This window comes from Aquitalea magnusonii (assembly GCF_002217795.2).
Classification (GTDB): domain Bacteria; phylum Pseudomonadota; class Gammaproteobacteria; order Burkholderiales; family Chromobacteriaceae; genus Aquitalea; species Aquitalea magnusonii_B.
Window position 1 is genome coordinate 254,592 of the sequence record NZ_AP018823.1, and the last position, 19,602, is coordinate 274,193.

Consider the following 19,602-nt stretch of genomic DNA (forward strand, 5'->3'; position numbering starts at 1 on the left):
CGGGGCCTGCTCAAATGCCGCCAATGTATTGGTGAGCAGCCTGCAAGGCCGTGTGATTGACACGGCCTGTTGCATGCCGGGGCCGGATGGTCAGGGCAGGATGGTGGTGATCTGCTTTTTCAGTTCCTGTTTCAGCGCCTGCTGCTTTTCACCTTCGGTCTTCTTGCCCTTGACCATGGCGTTGAAGTCCAGCGCATACACCGGCGCGTTTAGCGGCCCGGTAATCTTCAGCGGCACATTCACCCCCTTCAGGCGACTGAACTCCTGCGGATTGGCCTGCACATCCATGGTGTAGTCGACAATATTCTGCGTCAGGTCCACCTTGCCGGAGCCCTTTACATTCACCAGTTGTGAGGCCAGTTGCATGTTCTGGCTGCGGGCCACCCCCTTGTCCAGGCGGAAGCTGGTGGACAGGGTGGAGAAGGTGGTTTTCTGATCGGCCTGGGCCTGGGTATTCCATTCCTTCAGTTCTGCCGGCAGGTTTTTCAGCGCGGCCACCAGGTCGATACCGGTCAACGCGCCCTTGTTCAGGCTGGTTTCCACATTGCCGGTCAAGGTGTTGCGCAGTTCAAGGAAGGATTTGCCATCGGCATTGATGTCGATATGGCCGCTGCCCTTGCCATCCAGCCGGCTGAAATTGAACAGATCCACCAAGAGCGGGCGGATATTCATGTCTTTCAGCGTCTGCTTGACTTCCAGGTGCGGGGTGTCGCGTCGTGCCAGCAGCATGTCGCCTTGCAGTCGGCCCTGGTAGATGTCGGCGGACATCTGATCCAGCTCCAGTTCGCGCGGGTTGATGCGCACGCTGGCATTCAGGTTGTTCATGCGGAAGCGGCCCATGGCCAGCTCACCCACCGCCACCTTGCCGGTGAGGTCGAAATAGTCCAGCCAGTCCAGCGGAATCGGCTTGCTGTCCTGGAAGATGGCCACCGGATCGCCCTTGGTTTCCGGCAGATAGCGGTTCAGGTCCAGCTTGCCCACTGATAGGGTTACTTCGTGGCGTGGCTTCATCAGGCCGAACTGGCTGACCGTCACCGACAGGTCCGAGCCATCCAGCTTGCCGGCAACCCGCAGGTTGAGCCGTGGTTCGTCCAGATCGCCATCCAGCGCGCCTTCCATGCTGGACAGCAGCTTGCCGCGCGGCAGCAGCGGCGTGGTGAGCGTGGCGGTCATGTTCAGGGGCTGCATGCGCAGTTGTTTCATGCCCATCAGCGCCAGCGGGGCATCCAGTTTGAAATTGAGCCGGGTGTCGCCAGCCTGCCAGTTGAAGTCCCCCTTCACCTTGTCGGCAGCCAGGCCGCCTTCGGTCAGTTTGAGGTTTTCCAGCCCGGCGTCCAGTTGGTATTGGCTGTGGGCGTAGCTGAGTTTGCCGCTCAGGTGGCCGGAGGGCATGGTGACTTCGTTGAAGCTGGCATTCAGTTCCGGCACCTTCAGCTCCAGTTGGCTGCTGGGACGTTCACTGCTGAAACGGAAGCTGAGGTCCTTGCCGGAAGTCTGCAGGGTGGCGAAGTTCAGCTTGTACTGGCCGGTGGCGGCAAACTTGCTTTCGCCCAGACCTGGTAGTTCGGACAGGGCGACAGCATCCAGCTTTTCCAGGCTGACCTGGTCGTCCTGAATGGTGAGCGGGGTGCTGACGGCCAGGCGGATGGGGCGCTTGCCGTTGCTAAGAATGGCGGCGGCACTCAGGCTGGCCCCGCTGCGCAGATCGTCGGCATCCAGACTGATGGTGTCCAGCTTCTGCTCGGTGCCGTTGGTTTTGTCGCTGTACAGCAAGCTGCCTTCGCGGATGACCAGCCGGTCCAGCTTCATGCTGACCGTGCCAGGAATGCGGCGCTGCAGCAGGTCCATGATGGAGAGCCGGCCGTCTGCGCTGCGGACGATGCTCGCCGTGACGCCATGCAGTTCCAGGGCCTTGATTTCACGGTTGCCGGTCAGCAAGGGCAGCCAGGATAGATAGACATCCAACTGTTCCACGCGGGCAAACGGTTGTGTGCCGCCAGCTTCGCTAATGCTCAGTTGGTGAATGCTCAGCCCTGGTGAGGGAAACAGTGTCGGGGTGATCTTGCCTTCCACCAACACCTGGCGCTGGGTGTCGCTGAGGGAGGACGTCAGCGTCTTGCGAATGGCCGATTCATCGAATTGCCAGAAAATCAGCGCCTGGATGAGAATGAACAGCGCCAGCAGCGAGGTGGTGCCATACACAGAGATTCGAAGCCATAGCCGGCCGGAGTTCCATTTCATGAGTGCATCTTCGGGGGGCTAAGCGGGGTAGTGTCGTTTGCAAGCATGGCGTTGGCTGACAGGGCTTGGCAGCCGCTTGCCCGAGTTTGGCGAAGCAAAAATATTACCGGGCAGCCCGCGTTTGTAAAGTGCGAATTTTAGCATGCTTTATCTAGCGGGCTGCAATTCGGTCCGGTGTGATGATGCGGACCGTCGGTTTGGCGGGCGCTGGGAAGGAAAGAAGGCGGGAGCAGGCTTACCGGTTTTTACATCGTGGCTGCGCCAGGGAGGGGGTGTTGCCCGCTTATTTGCGGCCGGTTTGCAGCAGGTGCATGAAGCGCGGCGGCGTGCTTGCCGTCCTGGCGCGCTGATGCACGGCTTCGTCATGCGATGGCAGCAGTCTCGGGCTCTCGGTCTGCACCGTCATGCCCCAGCGGCGCAGTTGGCCGGCCATGGTGGCTTCGTGGCAGCTTAGCTGCAGCAGATGGCCCTGCTGTTCGCACCACAGTCGCAGCCGGTGCAGTGCCTGCATGGCCGAACTATCCAGGCTGGCATGACGCAGGCACAGCTCCACCTTGCCCGCTGCTGGCAGATGTTGGTGGATTTCTGCCTGCAATTGCGCGTACAGACGGCTGGCCGAGCCGAAATAAAGCTGGCCGCTCAGTTCCACCTTGAGCAGGCCCTGCTCGCCTGTGATTGGATTGCCAGGTAGCAAGGCGATGGTGCGCAGCAGGCTGGCCTGGCTGGCGCGATAGCAGAACAACAGCGCTGATAGCATCAGGCCCACGGCAATGCCGGCCATGACATTCACCACGAGAAACACCAGCATGCTGGCCAGCAGGATGCCTCGCTCGGCCCGGCACAGCGCCGCCCAGCGACGCAGCCATTGGCTGAGCAGCTCCAGCCCGAAGTACACCAGCACGCCACCCAGCACAAAGGGTTGGATCAGACGGAGCATCAACTGCTGCTGCCAGATGGCCAGCATGCCGCAAGTGACGAAGGTGATGGCCAGCGGCCAGCGTCTTGCCCCCATGCTGCCGGCCAGCAAGCTGTCGGACAGCATCACGCTGACTGGCGGGCCGGCCAGCAGCGCAGAACCCAGGCAGGCAATGCCATTTATCCGCAATTCGTGGTTCAGGTCGGCTCCAGCATGCTGGGCCTGATCCAAGGCCATGATGTTGCTGGTACTGCCCAGCATGGCCATGACCGCCGCCGCCGCCATGCTGGGCAGCGCCGCCATTATTGCCGACCACGCTGGCTGCGCCAGTTCCAGCGGCGGCAGGCTGGCGGCGGTAGCTTGTGCCGGACTGGCGGCGGGGCCAAGCAGGCAGGCCAGGGCTAACAGGGCGCTGAGCATGGCCGGATGATCCACCTTGCGCATGCACAGCAGCAGTAGCAGGCCGAAGCCCAGGCCCCAGCCCAGTTGCATGCGCTCTGCGCCTGACAGATGCCAACTGGCCGGCTGGCTGATCGATAGATTGTGCGCCGCCGAGATGCTCAGGCCGAACACAATCAGCAGCAGGCCGCTGCTGGCCATGAAAGCCGCCAGTACAGGAAACGGCAGGCAACGGGCCAGTTGACCGGCACGGAAGCGGGCGGCCAGCAGGAACGCCACGCCTGCGAACACTGCCGTCAGCGCATTGCTCAGCAGCAGGGTGGTGAGCATGCGTGCGGGTGTGGCATGCAAGGTGGAAAGATGCAAGAAGCTGCTGGCGGCAAGTGCGGCAAGAATGACTAGTGCCGGCTCATCAAGGCCGGGTATGGCCAGCTTCAACCGGCTATTGGCGCTAAGCAGCAGCATGGCCAGGCAGCAGGCGGCCATCATGAGCGAAAACAGCAGGGCGCGTGCCGCCGCGCTGTGCAGCGCCGTGCTGAGCAGGTCGGAAAACGCGGCGTTAACCGATATGGCAATGCTGGCCGTGATCAGGCCGGCGGCAATGCTGTTGAAGCTTTTCATCTCTGCTGTCCCACGCCTTGAGTGAATGTGCCGACCCGTGCCGACGGTCTGTGCCGTTGTTGCCGCGCGGCTGAGCGTCGCGGAATGCCGGGGGCGGGTGCAATGGACGCAACGATGTGGCTGGCATCCTGTCCACTGCGCTGAAGATGATGCTGATGGTATGAGCAGTGCCGCATGGCGACAATAATGCAAACAGACTATGCCTCTGTGCTGGAGCCTGCAGGGGCAAGGCTTGGCAAATGAAAAAGCCAGGCGCAAGGCCTGGCTTTTGCGGTGCCGGATTCCGTGGAGAATAGCGCTTAGCTCGCCTTGCCTGCCGGAATCTGCTGGGTGATGCAGTGGATATTGCCGCCACCGAGCAGCACTTCACGCGCCGGTACGCCGACAATGCGGTATTCCGGGAAGATTTCCTGCAGGCGGCTGGCGGCCGCGGCATCGGTACGCTCGTCCAGCAGCGGGAAAATGATCTGGCTGTTGCTGATCAGGAAATTCACATAGGAAGCCGCCATGCGCTCGCCCACTTCACGCGGGACGGCCTGACCGCTGGCTACCACGCCGGCAGTTTCTTCTGCGGTGTAGTACAAGGGGCCCGGCGACAGCATCTTGTGGATCTTCAACTGGCGGCCCTTGGCATCGCGCGCTTGCGACAGCACTGCATAGGCGGCCTGCGAACGCGGGTATTGCGGGTCGTTTTCATCGTCCACCCAGTGCAGGATCACCTCACCCGGACGGGCAAAACAGCACATATTGTCGATATGACCGTCGGTTTCATCCATGAACACGCCTTCGGGCAGCCAGATGAAATGGCTGACATTCAGGTATTCGGACAGCAAGGCTTCAATCTGCTGTTTGGACAAATGCGGATTGCGGTTGGGGTTGAGCAAGCACTCGGCGGTGGTCATCAGCGTGCCTTCACCATCGACATGGATCGAGCCGCCTTCCAGTACCAGCGGCGCGGCGTAGCGGTCAAAGCCATGGTGGGCCAATACCTGGCTGGCCACTGCGCTGTCCTGGTCCCACGGGTGATACAGGCCACCGTTAAAACCGCCCCAGGCATTGAACTGCCAGTCCACGCCGCGCACCTGGCCAGCCTGGTCGATGACCACGGTGGGGCCGCTGTCGCGCATCCAGCAGTCATCGCTATTCATTTCCACCAATGTCACTTCGGCGGGCATCACGGCACGGGCTGCGGCCATGCATTCTTGCGGCACCGCCATGAACACCGGGGTGGCTGCGGCAATGGCCTTGGCGATGGCAGCAAAGGTTTGTTGCGCTTCGCGTCCAGCATGGCGCCAGTTATCCGGGCGCTGCGGCCAGATCATCCATACCGCTTGTTGCGGAGCCCATTCGGCCGGCATGTGAAAGCCGTCGGCGGCAGGCAGGCTAGTGTGCGTTGTGCTGTTCATTGAGATCACCATGCATTGATTGATGCCATCGGAAGTATTCAGGACATCGTGCAGCTGCAGCGCTGTCCGGCGGTGCGACAAGTCAGCCGGTTTTGTCTGCCATGCACGAGGAAATGATTGACAGACGCAGTCTAGGGAGAGGCAAACTATTCAGCAAATGAACAATACGAATACTTTCATAAATACGGTGAATGATGTGAAATTGCATCAGCTGGACCTGAACCTGCTGCTGGCGCTGGATGCCCTGGTCAGCCTGCGCAGTGTCACGCGGGCAGCGGAGAAACTGTTTGTCAGCCAGCCGGCGATGAGTCACTCGCTCAACCGCTTGCGGGCATTCTTCAACGACCCATTATTGGTGCGCTCGCCGCACGGCATGCAGCCCACGCAAAAGGCGCTCTACCTGCAACAGGGTGTGCATCAGGCGCTCAGCCTGTTGCAAAGCCACTTCAGCCAGCCAGAAGCGTTTGACCCGGCCACTTCCACGCGCCGCTTTACCCTGTGTACCACGGATTACGTGGAGTGCGTGCTGATTCCGCCGCTGGTGAAAAAGCTGGCGGTGGAAGCGCCCAATGTCCATATCGACATCACCATCCTGCGCGAGGAGATTCCGGAACTGGCGCTGGCCGACGGGGAAATCGACTTTCTGCTGGGTTTTGACGAATACATGAAGATTCCCGGCTATCTGTGCCGGGAAACCTGGCTGAACGAGCCCTTGATCGGCATCTTGCGTGCCGGCCACCCTTTTTGCAGCGACCGGCTGACCCTGGCCGACCTGATTGCCTTGCCGCATGTCTTCCATGCGCCGCTGGGCAATCTGGGCTCGCCAATGGATGACTTTCTGGCCGCGCGCGGCTTGCAGCGCAAGATTTCGGTACACAGCCAGAGCTATATGGCGGCGGCGGCCATTGTCAGCCATACCGACCACCTGTTCATCCTGCCCAAAAAAGTGGCAGCGATGATGGCAGGCTACTGGCCGTTGAAGATGGTGGCGTTGCCGGAGGAGTTGCCCGGCTATCACCTCAACTGCATCTGGCATCCGGTGCAGGACAGCAACCCGGCGCTGCTGTGGCTGCGTGGCTTGATGCGCAGCCTGATCGAATCCACCGACTAGCTGCATGCAGCTGGCAGCCCGGTATTCATCGCATGAATGGGTGTATCAAAATGAATCATTTTCCCGCATGAGTGGGACTCTTGTAGATTAGCCGCCATATTGCGTCATCGCCCATGCCTGCGCTTGGTGCAAGGCTGTCAGCGTGATGGGAATGAAACCCGTCTTCTTAAGTGGAGGTAGTAGCATGATCGAGGTTACCGAGCTATCCATTGCCGAGCTGCGTGCCGCGCTCGAATCCGGGCGTACCACTGCGGTGGAACTGGTCCAGGCCTATCTGGCACGGATAGCGGCCTACGATGGCCCCGCTACCGAGACCAGGCTGAATGCTGTGGTGGTGCCCAATCCGCAAGCCATCCGCGAGGCCGAAGCCTCCGATGCGCGCCGTGCCCGTGGCGAAACACTGGGCCCGCTGGATGGCATTCCCTACACCGCCAAGGACAGCTATCTGGTGAAGGGGCTGACCGCCGCTTCCGGCAGCCCGGCTTTCAAGGAGCTGCTGTCCCAGCACGATGCCTTCACCATTTCCCGCCTGCGCGCCGCCGGTGCCATTTGCCTGGGCAAGACCAATATGCCGCCAATGGCCAATGGCGGTATGCAGCGTGGCTGTTATGGCCGAGCCGAAAGCCCCTATAACGCCAACTACCTGACTGCGCCGTTTGCCTCCGGCTCGTCCAACGGGGCCGGTACTGCCACCGCCGCCAGCTTCGCGGCCTTCGGCATGGCGGAAGAAACCTGGTCTAGCGGGCGCGGCCCGGCATCCAATAACGGCCTGTGCGCCTATACCCCGTCGCGCGGGGTGATTTCGGTACGTGGCAACTGGCCGCTGACCCCCACCATGGATGTTGTCGTGCCCTATGCCCGCACCATGGCCGACCTGCTGGAAGTGCTGGACATCATCGTGGCAGACGACCCGGTCACCCGTGGCGACTTGTGGCGCCTGCAACCCTGGGTGGCGATTCCCAAAGCCTCCAGTGTGCGACCGGCAGCCTATCCGGCCCTGCTGTCCCGGCCCGAAACGCTCAACGGCAAACGCTTTGGCGTGCCGCGCATGTATATCAACAAGGACGAACTGGCCGGCACCAGCGCTGCGCCCGGCATCGGCGGCCCCACCGGCCAGCGCATCCATACCCGCGCCTCGGTAATCGACTTGTGGGAAGCCGCGCGGCAGGCGCTGGAAGCGGCCGGTGCAGAAGTGATTGAAGTGGACTTCCCGCTGGTATCCAACTGTGAAGGCGACCGTCCCGGCGCACCCACCGTGGCCAATCGCGGCATCTTGCCGCCGGACTTCCTGCACGATGAACTATGGGAATTGTCCGGCTGGGCTTTCGATGAATTCCTGCGCGCCAACGGCGACCCCAGGCTCAACAAGCTGGCAGACGTGGATGGCCCGCAAATCTTCCCGCACGACCCCGGCACCCTGCCCAACCGCGAGGGCGATCTGGCAGCCGGCATGGAAGAGTATGTCAACATGGCCAAGCGCGGACTGAAGTCCTTCGACCAGATTGCCAGTGTGCCCGACGGCCTGCGTGGCCTGGAGAAAATCCGCAAGCTGGACCTGGAAGACTGGATGGACGAACTCAAGCTGGACGCCGTGCTGTTTCCCACCTTGGCCGACGTTGGCCCGGCGGATGCCGACGTCAACCCGGCTTCCGCCGACATTGCCTGGAGCAACGGGGTGTGGGTGGCCAATGGCAACCTCGCCATCCGCCACCTGGGCGTGCCGACGGTGACCGTGCCGATGGGCGTGATGGCCGATATCGGCATGCCGGTGGGCCTGACCTTTGCCGGACGTGCTTACGACGACAACGCGCTGCTGCGTTTTGCCAGCGCCTTCGAGGCCACCGGCAAGCGGCGGCTGATTCCGCCGCGCACTCCGCCGCTTGGCAGCTAAAGCGCGCTGCTCAGCCATGGGCCGGCTGGCGGCACCCAAACGCAGCAGTCAAGCAAAAGCCAACCGTTGCCGGTTGGCTTTTTCCTTGGCAGAGCAACGCGCTGCCGGAATTGATCGTGCCGCCGCGGTGACACATGGCCTGGGTGTCGGTGTGGGGAGAGGCCGCTTAGATCAAGCTGGTTTGATCACGCCCCTCGACTACATTGATCTGGTGCTGGGCATCATCAAGCTGTTGGTACACATCGTGCAGCAGCGTCTCCAGTAGCTCCAGCCTCAGCTTTTCTGCGGCACTTGATGTCAGTCCTGAAATTTCCTTGGCAAGGAGGATTGCAGCTTGTAACTCTCCTTGTGCAACTTGCAGCACATCCATTGTTTGCGATTCCAATACGGTGTAGGTGGGTAATGATGCTTTGAGCATATTCTATCACCGATGGACATACGCTTGTTTGACTGAATGGCGCCTCATCTGTCTCTTTGCTGCTGTTGGCATCTGCAGAGTAAACCGCGGGCCATCGCCATTATTTCCTGCCGATTTGTTTGCATGTTGCGGCACAAAAAAACCTAGCAGCCGCGTGGTGGCTGCCGGCAGTATCGAGCGTCTTGCCCTCGACACGCTGTGCCACGCAGCCCAACGCAAGTACGGCACTTTACCCAAACGGACTGCAAACTTGGCTTGGCCGGGGCCATCGCCAGATCACTGTTCAGTCTGCCTCTGGCGCGACCTTTCGTATCGGGCGCGTTCCAATCTTCGCCCCCGTCACTTCATCGATGGCCACTGCCTTGATTTCTGTTCCAGTCTCGGCGTCAAAAAACTGTACCAGTTTGCCGCCGCCTCGGTATTTGCGTCCCCATGCGCCGATGATAAAGAGCACTGGCAGAAAATCACGTCCGGCCTCGGTCAGCAGATACTCCTCGCGTGGCGGGTGCTCCGAATAGCGCCGTTTCTCCAGCAATCCTTCCTCAGTCAGCATGGCTAGCCGCCGGGTCAGTATGGTCGGCGCGATAGCAAGACTTTTGCGGAATTGATCGAAGCGGGTCAGTCCGGAATGGGCATCGCGCAGAATCAACAGACACCATGCGTCGCCAGCGAAAGCCACGCTGCGCGCGATCGGACAGGGGTTGCTAGAAATATTTTCCGTGTTCATATCATTTCGATAGTGACTTTTTTACAGACTATTGGTATTGTTCATATCGGTTTGATAGTAACACCCCGATAACAAGCAATCCACCCCACACGGGGCATTCATGCATGAACAAGCGCAATGCCGCTACTGCCCTGCATGTGCAAGGCTCAGATTCACCGCCGATGGCGTAGCTGCCTTCCCTGGCGAAGATCAGTCCTTGGCAGCCATAGGACACGGCAGACAGCCATTTCTTTAGCGCGATGCAAACCGGCCAGAGCACCCCCCGGCTTCTTGCGCTGTGACCAATCAAGGGCGCAAGCCGTCCTTGATTTAACCTGTAGGAGTATTCGTGATGGACAGTACGCTGTTCTCCGCCATCCAGCTTGGCAGCTTGCCGCTGAAGAACCGCATTGTGATGGCACCACTGACCCGCAGCCGTGCAATCGGCAATGTACCCAATGCGTTAATGGAACAGTATTACGGCCAACGTGCGCAGGCCGGATTGATTATTACCGAAGGCTGCTCTCCATCTCCCAACGGTCTGGGCTATTCCCGCATTCCCGGGCTGTTCAACCAAGAGCACATGCAGGGATGGCAACGGGTAAGCAATAGCGTGCATCAGAATGGCGGCAAAATCTTTGTGCAACTGATGCATACCGGTCGGGCCAGCCACCCTGCGAACCTGCCGGCGGGCGCGCGTGTGCTGGCTCCTTCGGCAATTGCCGTAGCGGGAGAGTTATGGACGGATGCCTCGGGAATGCAGCCTTATCCCGTTCCGGTGGAAATGAGTGAGGCCGACATCGCCCAGAGCATTGCCGAATATGCCGCCTCGGCCAAACTGGCTATGCAGGCCGGGTTTGACGGCGTGGAATTGCATGCCGCGAATGGCTATCTCATCGACCAATTTCTCAATACCGCGTCCAATCAGCGCAATGACCGCTGGGGCGGCTCAGTCGAGAACCGCATCCGCTTTGCTGTCGAAGTGGCCAAGGCAACCGTTGCCGCGATTGGTGCCGAGCACGTTGGCATGCGTATCTCTCCCTATGGCGTATTCAATGCCATGTTGCCGGATGCCGAAATGGATGCGCTCTACCTGAGCCTGATCGACGCGCTCAATGCGCTTGGTCTGCTCTACATCCATGTGGTGGATCACAGCTCAATGGGCGCGCCCAAAGTCAGCCCTGATTTGAAGGCAAAAATTCGTTCCTCCTTCAACGGTGCATACATTCTTTCCGGTGGTTATGACCTGGCACGAGCCAACGCAGACCTTAATGCTGAACGTGGCGATCTGGTTTCATTTGGTCGCCCGTTCATCTCGAATCCGGATCTGGTGACCAAGCTGCAGTCAGGCCAGGCGCTGCTTGTCGCTGATCCCGCTACCTTCTATACGCCGGGTGAAAAAGGCTACACCGACTATTGATGGCCGCATCGGCCGGTTGAGGCCTGCCTTTATATGGGGTCATACCCCGATGGCAGGCGCATGCCAGCCGGTTCAACACTCAAGAAGACTCACAAGAAGACTCAAAGGAGAAACAGATGCCCCTGGTGCGTATCGACATCAAGCAGAACCCTGACACGTCCTATGCCAAAAGGCTGGGGAAGGTGGTTTACGAGTCAATGAAGGCCGCGATTAATGTGCCTGACAAGGATAACTTTCAGGTCCTGACAGAGCACGACGACGACCACATCGTCTATGACCCGACGTATCTCGGGATCAAGCGAACCGATGGCGTGGTGTTTATCCAGATCACGCTCAACGAAGGACGGACAACAGAACAAAAAAAGCTGCTCTACAAGACAATTGCGGAGAACCTTAACCGAGAGGTCGGCGTTCGGTTGGAAGATGTCTTCATCAGTCTGGTCGAGGTCAAAAAAGAGAACTGGTCGTTCGGCAATGGCATTGCCCAATACGCAAGCTGAAGCGCGCGGGGTGAACCTGCGTCCGGAAGCCATTTGAAGCCTGGCGCTGACTGCCGATTAGCGGATGTGCTCAGTTGAGCCGTCGCACGCATTCCTATCAACGGAGCGAAGCATGAAATACACAGTCTTTGGTAAAACCGGCCTGCAAGTATCGCAAGTGGCACTGGGCACGGGAAATTTTGGCACGGGTTGGGGCTACGGAGCCGATCCCGATGTGGCGGAAGCAATCTTCAACGCCTACGCGGAAGCAGGCGGCAACTTCATCGATACAGCGGATATCTACCAGTTCGGCCAGTCCGAGGAACTGCTCGGCAAGCTGCTGCAAGGGCGGCGGGAAGACTTCGTACTCGCCACCAAGTTCACGAATGGGGCCGCGCCCAATGCCAGCCGGCTAGTTACTGGAAATAGTCGCAAGGCGCTGATTGCTTCTGTGGAGGCCAGCCTCAAGCGGCTGAAAACCGACCGGATCGACATCTATTGGGCACATCATCCCGATGGCCTGACGCCCACAGAGGAGATTGTGCGTGGTTTTGAAGACCTGGCCCGCGCCGGTAAGATTCTTTATGCAGGCTTGTCAAATTTTGCCGCCTGGCGTCTGGCCCGCGCTGTTACATTGGCCGAGCTGACCCATGCGGTACCGATTGCAGCGGCACAGTTCGAGCACAGTTTGGTGCACCGTGAGCCAGAGACTGATCTATTCCCGGCATCGCTCGCACTCGGCCTTGGCATCGTCACCTGGTCGCCGCTGGGTGGCGGCATGCTCACCGGCAAGTATCGACAAGGTGAAAAGGGGCGCGCCGAGGGATTCGGTGGGCGGGTCTTCCAGCCTGAAAACTCAGCACAGCGCACGCAGATTCTCGATACCGTACTGGAGATTGCATCCGAGCTTGGCGTTAGCGCGAGTCAGCTTGCCATTGCCTGGGCCGGAACCCACGGCTCCGTTCCGATCATCGGGCCACGCTCGCTGTCCCAGCTGCACGATAACCTTGGCGCCCTGACGGTCGAGCTGTCGACCGAGCAACTCAATCGTCTGGATAGCGTCAGCACGCTCGCGGCCACGGCGTCAGCAAGATCTCCTATCCTGTGGGCCGGCGACAACGCGCGCCTTGTTGTTGCCTGAGTGCGGCTGCGCTGCATAACACTGCATCGCCCCGGTTTGTCTAGACACCCTTGAGCCCTTGGCGGACTGCCCCGGCTGCAAGCAGATATCCATCAGACATGAAAAAAGCCAACCGCTGCCGGTTGGCTTTTTCTTTGGCAGATCAGGGATCTGCCGGAATTCGGTGTGGAGCGGGCGATGGGAATCGAACCCACGGCACAAGCTTGGGAAGCTTGGGTATTACCATTATACGACGCCCGCGAAGGGTGGCATTGTAACCGGCTTTTTACTGGCTGGGTAGCTGCTTGAATGATTTGCTGCGATGGGCGGGCTGCGGCGGGGGGCATTTTGCCTGCGCGCCGCGAGGGGCCGGTGTTGGCCCCTGCGGTAGTCCTGATACAAAAACTGCACAGAAAACCGCTTGTTTGACGGGCGCGCGCGCGTGAGCATGCCGGCCATGCTTGCGGAATAAAGCTGCTCAGCGGCTTGGTGCCGCAAGTGCTTTCTACTGGGAGGTGCTATGGCGGAAGAAGAATACGAAGTTGCCGGATTGCATGAAAAGCTGCTGGAAGAAGAGGCGGAAAAAGGCCAACTGGCACAGAGGATTGCGCTGCTGACGGCGATTCTGGCCACTATTGGCGCGGTGTTCAGCTATCAGAGCGGGGCCAAGCAGAATGAAGCCTTGTTCCTGAAAAACCAGAGCATTCTCAAGCAGTCCGAGGCATCGGATGCCTGGGCCTACTATCAGGCCAAATCCACCAAGGCGCATCTGGACCAACTGGCGCTGGTACTGCTGACCGATCCGGCGCAAAAAGCGCGTTTCCAGGCGGACTTGCAAAAGCAGCAAACCCAGCAGGCCGAGCAATTGCAGAAAGCCCAGGCTTTGCAGCAAGAGTCGCGCGAGCTGAGTGAGCGCTCGGAGCAGGTTTTGCGCCCGCACGAGCGCATGGCGCTGGCGATGACGCTGATCCAGATTGCCGTTGCCATGGCATCCATCACCGTGCTGACGCAGCGGCGCTGGCTGCTGGCTGTGTCGCTGGTTTCGGCCCTGGGCGGCATCGGCCTGGCAATCAGTAGCTGGCTATAGCGCTAAAGCATGCAGGGGCTGTCATCCGTCAATAACCATGCTGCGTTGTAGACAAATCATGAAGGCAGTCGGCAAGTGCGGGACGGGCCCGCAACAAGAAAGGCAATGCAGTGCAACAAGACGAAGCCGGACAAGCGGCAATACAGGGCAGGCCGCGCAGCAGTTGGGCGCAGCGGGTGGATTATTATCTGGATTTGATGGGCATGCGCGGCAAGGGTTTGCTGCTGCTGGGCGGCCTGCTGGCCACCGGCTGGGTGATGGCCGGCATTTACAAGGTGCAGCCGGACGAGCAGGGCGTGGTATTGCGCCTGGGCCGCTGGGTGGATACCACCCAGGCCGGGCTGCATTACCACCTGCCGTGGCCGATTGAAACCGTGCTGCTGCCCAAGGTTACGCAGATCAAGCAATTGAAGCTGTCCAATCTGTACGACGGGGTGACCGGGGACTCCAGCGACCCGCGCGACAAGCAGATGCTGACTGGTGACGAAAACATTGTCGAGGCCGATGGCGTGGTGTACTGGCGCATCAAGGATGCCGGGCAGTTTTTGTTCAAGGTGAATAATCCGGAAACCTCGCTGCGCATTGCCGCCGAAAGCGCCATGCGCGAGGTGGTGTCGCGCACCCCCATCCAGGCGGTGATGTCCAACCGTCGCCAGCAGGTGGCCGATGAAACCCGCAGCCTGCTGCAAAGCCGGCTGGATGAAGCCGAAAGCGGCATTCTGGTGACGCAAGTGCAGTTGCAGCGGGTGGACCCGCCAGCCGCGGTGATCGACGCCTTCAACGATGTGCAGCGCGCCCGTGCCGACCAGGAACGCGCCCGCAACGAAGCCCAGGCTTACAGCAACGATATTCTGCCCAAAGCGCGTGGCGATGCCGCCCGCATCCTGCAGGAAGCGCAGGCCTATCAGAGCCAGGTGGTGAATCTGGCGCAGGGCGAGGCCAAACGCTTTGATTCGGTGTACCAGAGCTATGCCCAGGCCAAGGATGTCACCGCCTGGCGGCTCTATCTGGACAGCATGGACGAAGTGCTGAAGAAGGCCAGCAAGGTGGTGGTGGATTCCTCTGGCAAGGGCGGCAATGGCGGCGTGCTGTCGCTGTTGCAGCTGCAAGACAAAGACAAGGCCAAGGCCGCCAAGGAGACCCGCTGATGGCTACTTCCTACAAGGGTGCGGGCTTGGTGGCCGCGCTGGCTGCCGTGTGGCTGCTGTCGTCTTCTTTCTATACCCTCAGCGAGGGGCAAAAAGGCCTGATCATCCGCCTGGGCGCGCCGATAGACGTGGATGCCGAGCCCGGCCTCAAGTTCAAGCTGCCGCTGGTGGACAGCCTGCAGTTTTACGATGTGCGCCTGCAAACCCTGGCCCCGCCGCCGGAGCAGATCATCCTGGGTGATGAAAAACGGGTGGAAGCGGAAACCTATACCCGTTACCGCATTGCCAACCCGCTGCGCTTTTATCAGGCATTGCGTACCGAGGATCAGGCGCGCCTGCAACTGACCCAGTTGGTGAGCACCTCCTTGCGGCGCGAACTGGGCAAGGTGCCGCTCAAGGCGCTGCTGTCCGAAGAGCGCACCCGCATCGTGCAGCAGATTCAGCAGGAAACCGCCAGCCGCGCCCGCATGCTGGGCATTGAAGTCACCGAGGTGCGCCTGCACCGTGCCGACCTGCCGCTGGAAACCAGTCAGGCCATTTATGACCGCATGAAGTCGGCGCGCCAGCAGGAGGCCAAGGAGCTGCGCGCCCAGGGCGCGCAATGGGCGCAGGAAATCCAGGCCAAGGCCGAGGCTGAGCGCACGGTGATCCTGTCCGAGGCGCAGCGCCAAAGCGCCATCATCCATGGTGAGGGCGATGCCCAGGCCAACCGCATCCTGGCGGCAGCCTTCAGCAAGGACCCCAAGTTCTACAAGTTCTACCGCTCCTTGCAGACTTACCGTCAGGCGCTGTCGGATTCGGCCCCTACACTGTTGCTGACGCCGGACTCCGCCTTGCTGCATGACTTCCGCAACGGCCCGGCCAGCGGCAAGCCATGAGTCAGTTGGCCAGTGCCTTGCGTCATCTCGCGCCGCGCCGTCTGGGCTGGCTGCAGCGGCTGGCCGCCACCTTGGGGCCGGGGCTGGTGGTGATGCTGGCTGATACCGATGCCGGCAGCGTGCTGACCGCCGCCCAGAGCGGGGCGCAATGGGGCTATCGCTTGCTGCTGCTGCAATTCCTGATCATTCCGCTGCTGTTCATGGTGCAGGAGCTGACGGTGCGGCTGGCGCTGTCCAGCGGCAAGGGCTATGGCGAACTGGTGCTGCAGCGCTTTGGCCGTGGCTGGGCGCGGCTGTCCACCGCGGCCTTGATCCTCAGTTGCTTTGGCGCGCTGCTTACCGAAATGAGCGGCCTGTCCGGCGTGGCGCAGTTGTACGGCATGCCGGTATGGCAGAGCGTCGCGGTGCTGGCGCTGTTGATTTTCCTGATGGTGGCCAGCGGCAGTTACCGCCAGGTGGAGCGCATGGCCATGCTGCTGGGCGTGGCGGAGCTGGCTTTCCTGTGGATGGCCTGGCATGCCTGGCCGCAGTGGTCGCATATCCGCCAGCAGCTATTGCAACTGCCCTTGCAGGACCATGCTTATCTCTACCTGCTGGCCGCCAATCTGGGCAGCAGCGTGATGCCGTGGACGGTGTTCTACCAGCAGTCCGCGCTGATCGACAAAGGCTTGAGTCTGGCCGATCTGCGGGCGGCGCGCATCGATACCCTGCTGGGGGCGGTGTTGTGCCAGTTGATCACCGCCGCCGTGCTGATTGCCGCGGCCTCGGTATTTGCCGGGCATGGCGCGGTATTGCTGGATACCGTGCCGGAGCTGGCCAATGCCTTCGGGCAGGCGCTGGGGCCGCTGGCCGGGCGGCTGCTGTTTGCGCTGGCCCTGAGCGGCGGCGCGCTGGTGGCCACCATCGTGGTGTGCCTGTCCGCCGCCTGGGCGCTGGGCGAGCTGGGCGGGCGGCATCATGCGCTGGCCGAACATCCACGCGCCGCCCCCTGGTTTTATGCGGCATTTGCCCTGCTGCTGCTGTTGGCCGCTGCGGTGGTGGCCATCAGCCCCAGCCTGGTGCGGCTGTCGATTGCCACCGGGGTGCTCAATGCCGTGCTGCTGCCACTGGTGCTGGTTTTCCTGTATCGGCTGGCACGCAGTGAACTGCCTGCCGGCTTGCGACTGCAAGGGCCGTATGCCGTGCTGGTGGCAGCCCTGTTTATTCTGGCCGGTGGCCTTGGCCTGTTTGCCGGGCTTGCCGGTGCCCTGACGGCCTGAAGCCGCGGGCGATATTGCAATGGAAAGGCTGTAATGGAGCTGGATGGTTTGATGCAGGCGCTGGGCATGACGCTGCAAGTGTTCATGCTGGACCTGATTCTGAGTGGCGACAATGCGCTGGTGATTGCGGTGGCCTGCCGTTCGCTGCCGCCGCAACTGATGCGCAAGGCTGTGATGCTGGGTACCGGTTTTGCCATTTTGCTGCGGGTGCTGCTTACCACGGTGGTGGGTTTCCTGTTGCAACTGCCCTTGCTCAAGCTGCTGGGCGCGGTCTTGCTGATCAGCATTGCCATCAAGCTGTTGCTGGGCGATGACGACGCGGACAGCCTGCCTGGCAATACCGCGGACAGCCGCCAGCTATGGTCGGCGGTATCGGTGGTGGTGATGGCCGATCTGGCCCTGAGCATGGACAATGTGGTGGCGCTGGCCGCCGCCGCGCAGGGCAGTGTGCTGTACCTGATTCTGGGCTTGCTGTTCAGCGTGCCTTTGCTGATGTACGGCAGCCTGCTGATTGCCCGGCTGCTGAATGGCTACCCGCTGCTGCTGCCGCTGGGGGCCAGCCTGCTGGCCTGGGTGGCCGGGCAATTGGCGGTGAGCGACCCGCTGCTGCTGGACTGGGTGAATACCCAGGCCCCGGCCTTGCAAGTGGTGGTGCCGCTGCTGTGCGTGGTGTTTGTGCTGCTGGAAAGCCGCATCATCCGCGAACGTGCGCCCGGACTGACGCCACCTCCGCCGCTGGGCTGGCTGGATGGCTTGACCACCCGGCTGGCCCGCATGGGTGAGGCAACTGAGGCCAGCGCTGCCGTGCCGCCACGCCCTGCTGCCGCGCAAAATGCCGTGGAACAGGCACTGCCTGCCAGCACCCACCGCGTGCCGCTGCTGCCCCCCGCCGTCTCCGTGGCGGCAGCGCTGCCGTCTGCGCCCGCCACAGCGGCCAGCGACGGCCTGCAGACCTCGCCCCGCATGGCACTGCTGGTGAAGCTGCTATTGGGCTTGGCCGCGCTGGTGGGGGTCTGCGCGCTGGGCTGGCTGGTATTCCATTTGCTGAGCCAGGGCTTTTTGCCCACGCCGACGCCCAGTCATAAAGTGAAGCACTGATGAGCCGCCCTTGCCTGGGCATGGGCGGCAGGCCATTGCGCTTGGCCTTGCCCACCTTGCCGGGCAGGCTGGCAGCATGAGTCCGGCGTCCGCCGCCATGGCGTACGTCTGTTGAAGGATGATCCGTATGTATCGTTATCTGTCTGTTGCCGCTGTGCTGGGCCTGAGCGCCTGTGCCAGCAATGTGGCCCCGCTGGTCCAGCCTGTTCCCGCTCCCGCTCCTGTGTTGCGCCCGGCCCCGATGCCGGACCCGCAAAGCCTGCTGCCCGCACCGGTCGTCAAGCCGGTGACGCCGGCCCCGCTGGTTGCTCCCGTCAGCAAGCCGGTGCCACTGCCGCTGCAACCGGCCTATAACAATGAGCAGGAAGGCAGCGCCTTGCTGGACAAGTTGCTGCCGCGCGGCATTCCGGCGCGGCGCGAATGGCATGGCGACATCATGACCGCCTTCACTCATCTGAAGATTCCGTATGCGCCGCAATACTTCTGCGCGGTGCTGGCGGTGGCGGAGCAGGAGTCCGGCTTCAACCCCGATCCGGTGGTGCCAAACCTGTCCAGGATTGTCTGGGGGCAGATCGAGGAGCGGCGGCAGAAGTATTTCATCCCCTCGCTGGTGGTGGATGCGGCCATGCTGAAGAAATCTCCCAATGGCCAGACCTACAAGGAACGGGTGAATGCCCTGCGCACCAAGAAGCAGATGAATGCGCTGTTTGAAGACATGATCCGCGAACTGCCGTTCGGCCAGACCATCTTCGAACACAAGAACCCCATCCGTGATGGCGGACCGATGCAGGTGAGCGTGGCCTTTGCCGAAACCCAGGTGCGTGCCTGGCCTTATCCCTATAGCTATACCAGCTTGCGCGACGAAGTATTCAGCCTGCGCGGCAGCGTGTATTTCGGCACCGCCATCCTGCTGCAATACCCCATCAGCTACCCGGACATGGTGTACCGCTTTGCCGACTACAACGCCGGGCGTTACGCCAGCCGCAATGCCGCCTTCCAGTTGGCGGTGCAGCATCTGTCCGGGCAAAAGCTGGCACTGGATGGCGACATCATGCTGTACAGCGACAAGATGAACCGCGTGTTGTCCGGTGCCACCAGCGACACCCAGCGCGCCCTCAACGGCCTGGCCGGGCGCTTGCGCCTGAGCCCGGACGAGATGGCGCGCGATCTGCGCCAGGAAAAACTGGCGGCGTTCAGCCAGACCGAAGTCTACAAGCGGGTGTTTGCACTGGCCGAGCAGTCCGGCAAGGCGGCACCGCGCCAGATCATCCCGCAAATCGTGCTGATCAGCCCCAAGTTCACCCACCAGTTGACGACAGAATGGTTTGCCAGACGGGTGGATGGCCGTTACGAAAAGTGCATGCAGCGCGGTGGCTTCCGGCCCTGATCTGTGGCCTGTGCAAG

16 protein-coding genes and 1 tRNA gene are annotated in these 19,602 nt (G+C 61.3%); 11 read left to right on the forward strand and 6 right to left on the reverse strand.

The annotated features are described in order from the left end of the window. Positions 1 to 90: 90 nt before the first annotated feature. The 3 genes from DLM_RS01295 to aguA all read right to left on the reverse strand — a co-directional run bounded on the left by DLM_RS01295 (position 91) and on the right by aguA (position 5,583). Positions 91 to 2,241, reverse strand: coding sequence for an AsmA family protein (locus tag DLM_RS01295; protein ID WP_089084026.1), 2,151 nt, complete (start codon positions 2,239 to 2,241; stop codon positions 91 to 93). A gap of 283 nt (positions 2,242 to 2,524) precedes the next feature. After that, on the reverse strand, positions 2,525 to 4,177 hold the full coding sequence (locus tag DLM_RS01300; RefSeq protein ID WP_089084027.1) for a SulP family inorganic anion transporter: 1,653 nt from the start codon (positions 4,175 to 4,177) through the stop codon (positions 2,525 to 2,527). Positions 4,178 to 4,476: 299 nt separating this feature from the next. Further along, positions 4,477 to 5,583 carry an agmatine deiminase gene (aguA, locus tag DLM_RS01305; RefSeq protein ID WP_089084093.1) on the reverse strand — a complete coding sequence of 369 codons (1,107 nt, stop codon included), beginning with the start codon at positions 5,581 to 5,583 and terminating at the stop codon, positions 4,477 to 4,479. Between the two features lie 196 nt (positions 5,584 to 5,779). On the opposite strand from aguA, the gene DLM_RS01310 reads away from it, so the two are divergent. Both DLM_RS01310 and DLM_RS01315 read left to right on the forward strand, forming a co-directional pair. Beyond that, positions 5,780 to 6,694 (forward strand): LysR family transcriptional regulator, encoded by a 915-nt coding sequence (locus tag DLM_RS01310; protein ID WP_045845725.1) that lies wholly within the window; start codon positions 5,780 to 5,782, stop codon positions 6,692 to 6,694. 184 nt (positions 6,695 to 6,878) lie between these two features. Then, complete coding sequence (locus tag DLM_RS01315) at positions 6,879 to 8,585, forward strand: amidase (RefSeq protein ID WP_089084028.1); 1,707 nt, start codon at positions 6,879 to 6,881, stop codon at positions 8,583 to 8,585. Between the two features lie 166 nt (positions 8,586 to 8,751). On the opposite strand, the gene DLM_RS22890 is transcribed toward DLM_RS01315, so the two are convergent. After that, entirely contained in the window at positions 8,752 to 9,003 is a 252-nt protein-coding gene (locus tag DLM_RS22890) for a hypothetical protein (RefSeq protein ID WP_145985746.1), read from the reverse strand. Between the two features lie 283 nt (positions 9,004 to 9,286). Next, positions 9,287 to 9,730 (reverse strand): winged helix-turn-helix transcriptional regulator, encoded by a 444-nt coding sequence (locus tag DLM_RS01325; protein WP_089084030.1) that lies wholly within the window; start codon positions 9,728 to 9,730, stop codon positions 9,287 to 9,289. Between the two features lie 331 nt (positions 9,731 to 10,061). Between DLM_RS01325 and DLM_RS01330 the strand changes: the two genes are divergently transcribed. The 3 genes from DLM_RS01330 (at position 10,062) to DLM_RS01340 (ending at position 12,749) form a co-directional block, all read left to right on the forward strand. After that, complete coding sequence (locus tag DLM_RS01330; protein WP_089084031.1) at positions 10,062 to 11,129, forward strand: alkene reductase; 1,068 nt, start codon at positions 10,062 to 10,064, stop codon at positions 11,127 to 11,129. Positions 11,130 to 11,245: 116 nt separating this feature from the next. Continuing rightward, positions 11,246 to 11,629 (forward strand): tautomerase family protein, encoded by a 384-nt coding sequence (locus DLM_RS01335; RefSeq protein WP_089084032.1) that lies wholly within the window; start codon positions 11,246 to 11,248, stop codon positions 11,627 to 11,629. 112 nt (positions 11,630 to 11,741) lie between these two features. Beyond that, a complete protein-coding gene (locus DLM_RS01340; protein ID WP_089084033.1) occupies positions 11,742 to 12,749 on the forward strand; it encodes an aldo/keto reductase in 1,008 nt (335 codons plus the stop codon). A 166-nt stretch (positions 12,750 to 12,915) separates the two neighbouring features. Here DLM_RS01340 and DLM_RS01345 read toward each other — a convergent pair. Beyond that, a tRNA-Gly gene (locus DLM_RS01345) sits at positions 12,916 to 12,989 on the reverse strand. Positions 12,990 to 13,248: 259 nt separating this feature from the next. On the opposite strand from DLM_RS01345, the gene DLM_RS01350 reads away from it, so the two are divergent. The 6 genes from DLM_RS01350 to DLM_RS01375 all read left to right on the forward strand — a co-directional run bounded on the left by DLM_RS01350 (position 13,249) and on the right by DLM_RS01375 (position 19,585). Next, positions 13,249 to 13,815, forward strand: coding sequence for a DUF4337 domain-containing protein (locus tag DLM_RS01350; protein ID WP_089084034.1), 567 nt, complete (start codon positions 13,249 to 13,251; stop codon positions 13,813 to 13,815). Positions 13,816 to 13,925: 110 nt separating this feature from the next. After that, positions 13,926 to 14,963: an FtsH protease activity modulator HflK gene (hflK, locus tag DLM_RS01355; protein WP_231959988.1), complete on the forward strand. Its 1,038-nt coding sequence runs from the start codon at positions 13,926 to 13,928 to the stop codon at positions 14,961 to 14,963. Then, a complete protein-coding gene (hflC, locus tag DLM_RS01360; protein ID WP_089084035.1) occupies positions 14,963 to 15,841 on the forward strand; it encodes a protease modulator HflC in 879 nt (292 codons plus the stop codon). The genes hflK and hflC overlap by 1 nt, the downstream gene beginning before the upstream one ends. Then, a complete protein-coding gene (locus DLM_RS01365) occupies positions 15,838 to 17,100 on the forward strand; it encodes an NRAMP family divalent metal transporter (RefSeq protein ID WP_197715481.1) in 1,263 nt (420 codons plus the stop codon). The genes hflC and DLM_RS01365 overlap by 4 nt, the downstream gene beginning before the upstream one ends. Positions 17,101 to 17,133: 33 nt before the next feature. Next, positions 17,134 to 18,198, forward strand: a complete 1,065-nt coding sequence (locus DLM_RS01370; RefSeq protein ID WP_089084036.1) for a YjbE family putative metal transport protein — start codon at positions 17,134 to 17,136, stop codon at positions 18,196 to 18,198. Positions 18,199 to 18,325: 127 nt separating this feature from the next. Continuing rightward, the gene (locus tag DLM_RS01375; protein WP_089084037.1) at positions 18,326 to 19,585 is read left to right on the forward strand and encodes a DUF1615 family protein; all 1,260 of its coding nucleotides are present in this window, start codon (positions 18,326 to 18,328) and stop codon (positions 19,583 to 19,585) included. Positions 19,586 to 19,602 lie beyond the last annotated feature (17 nt).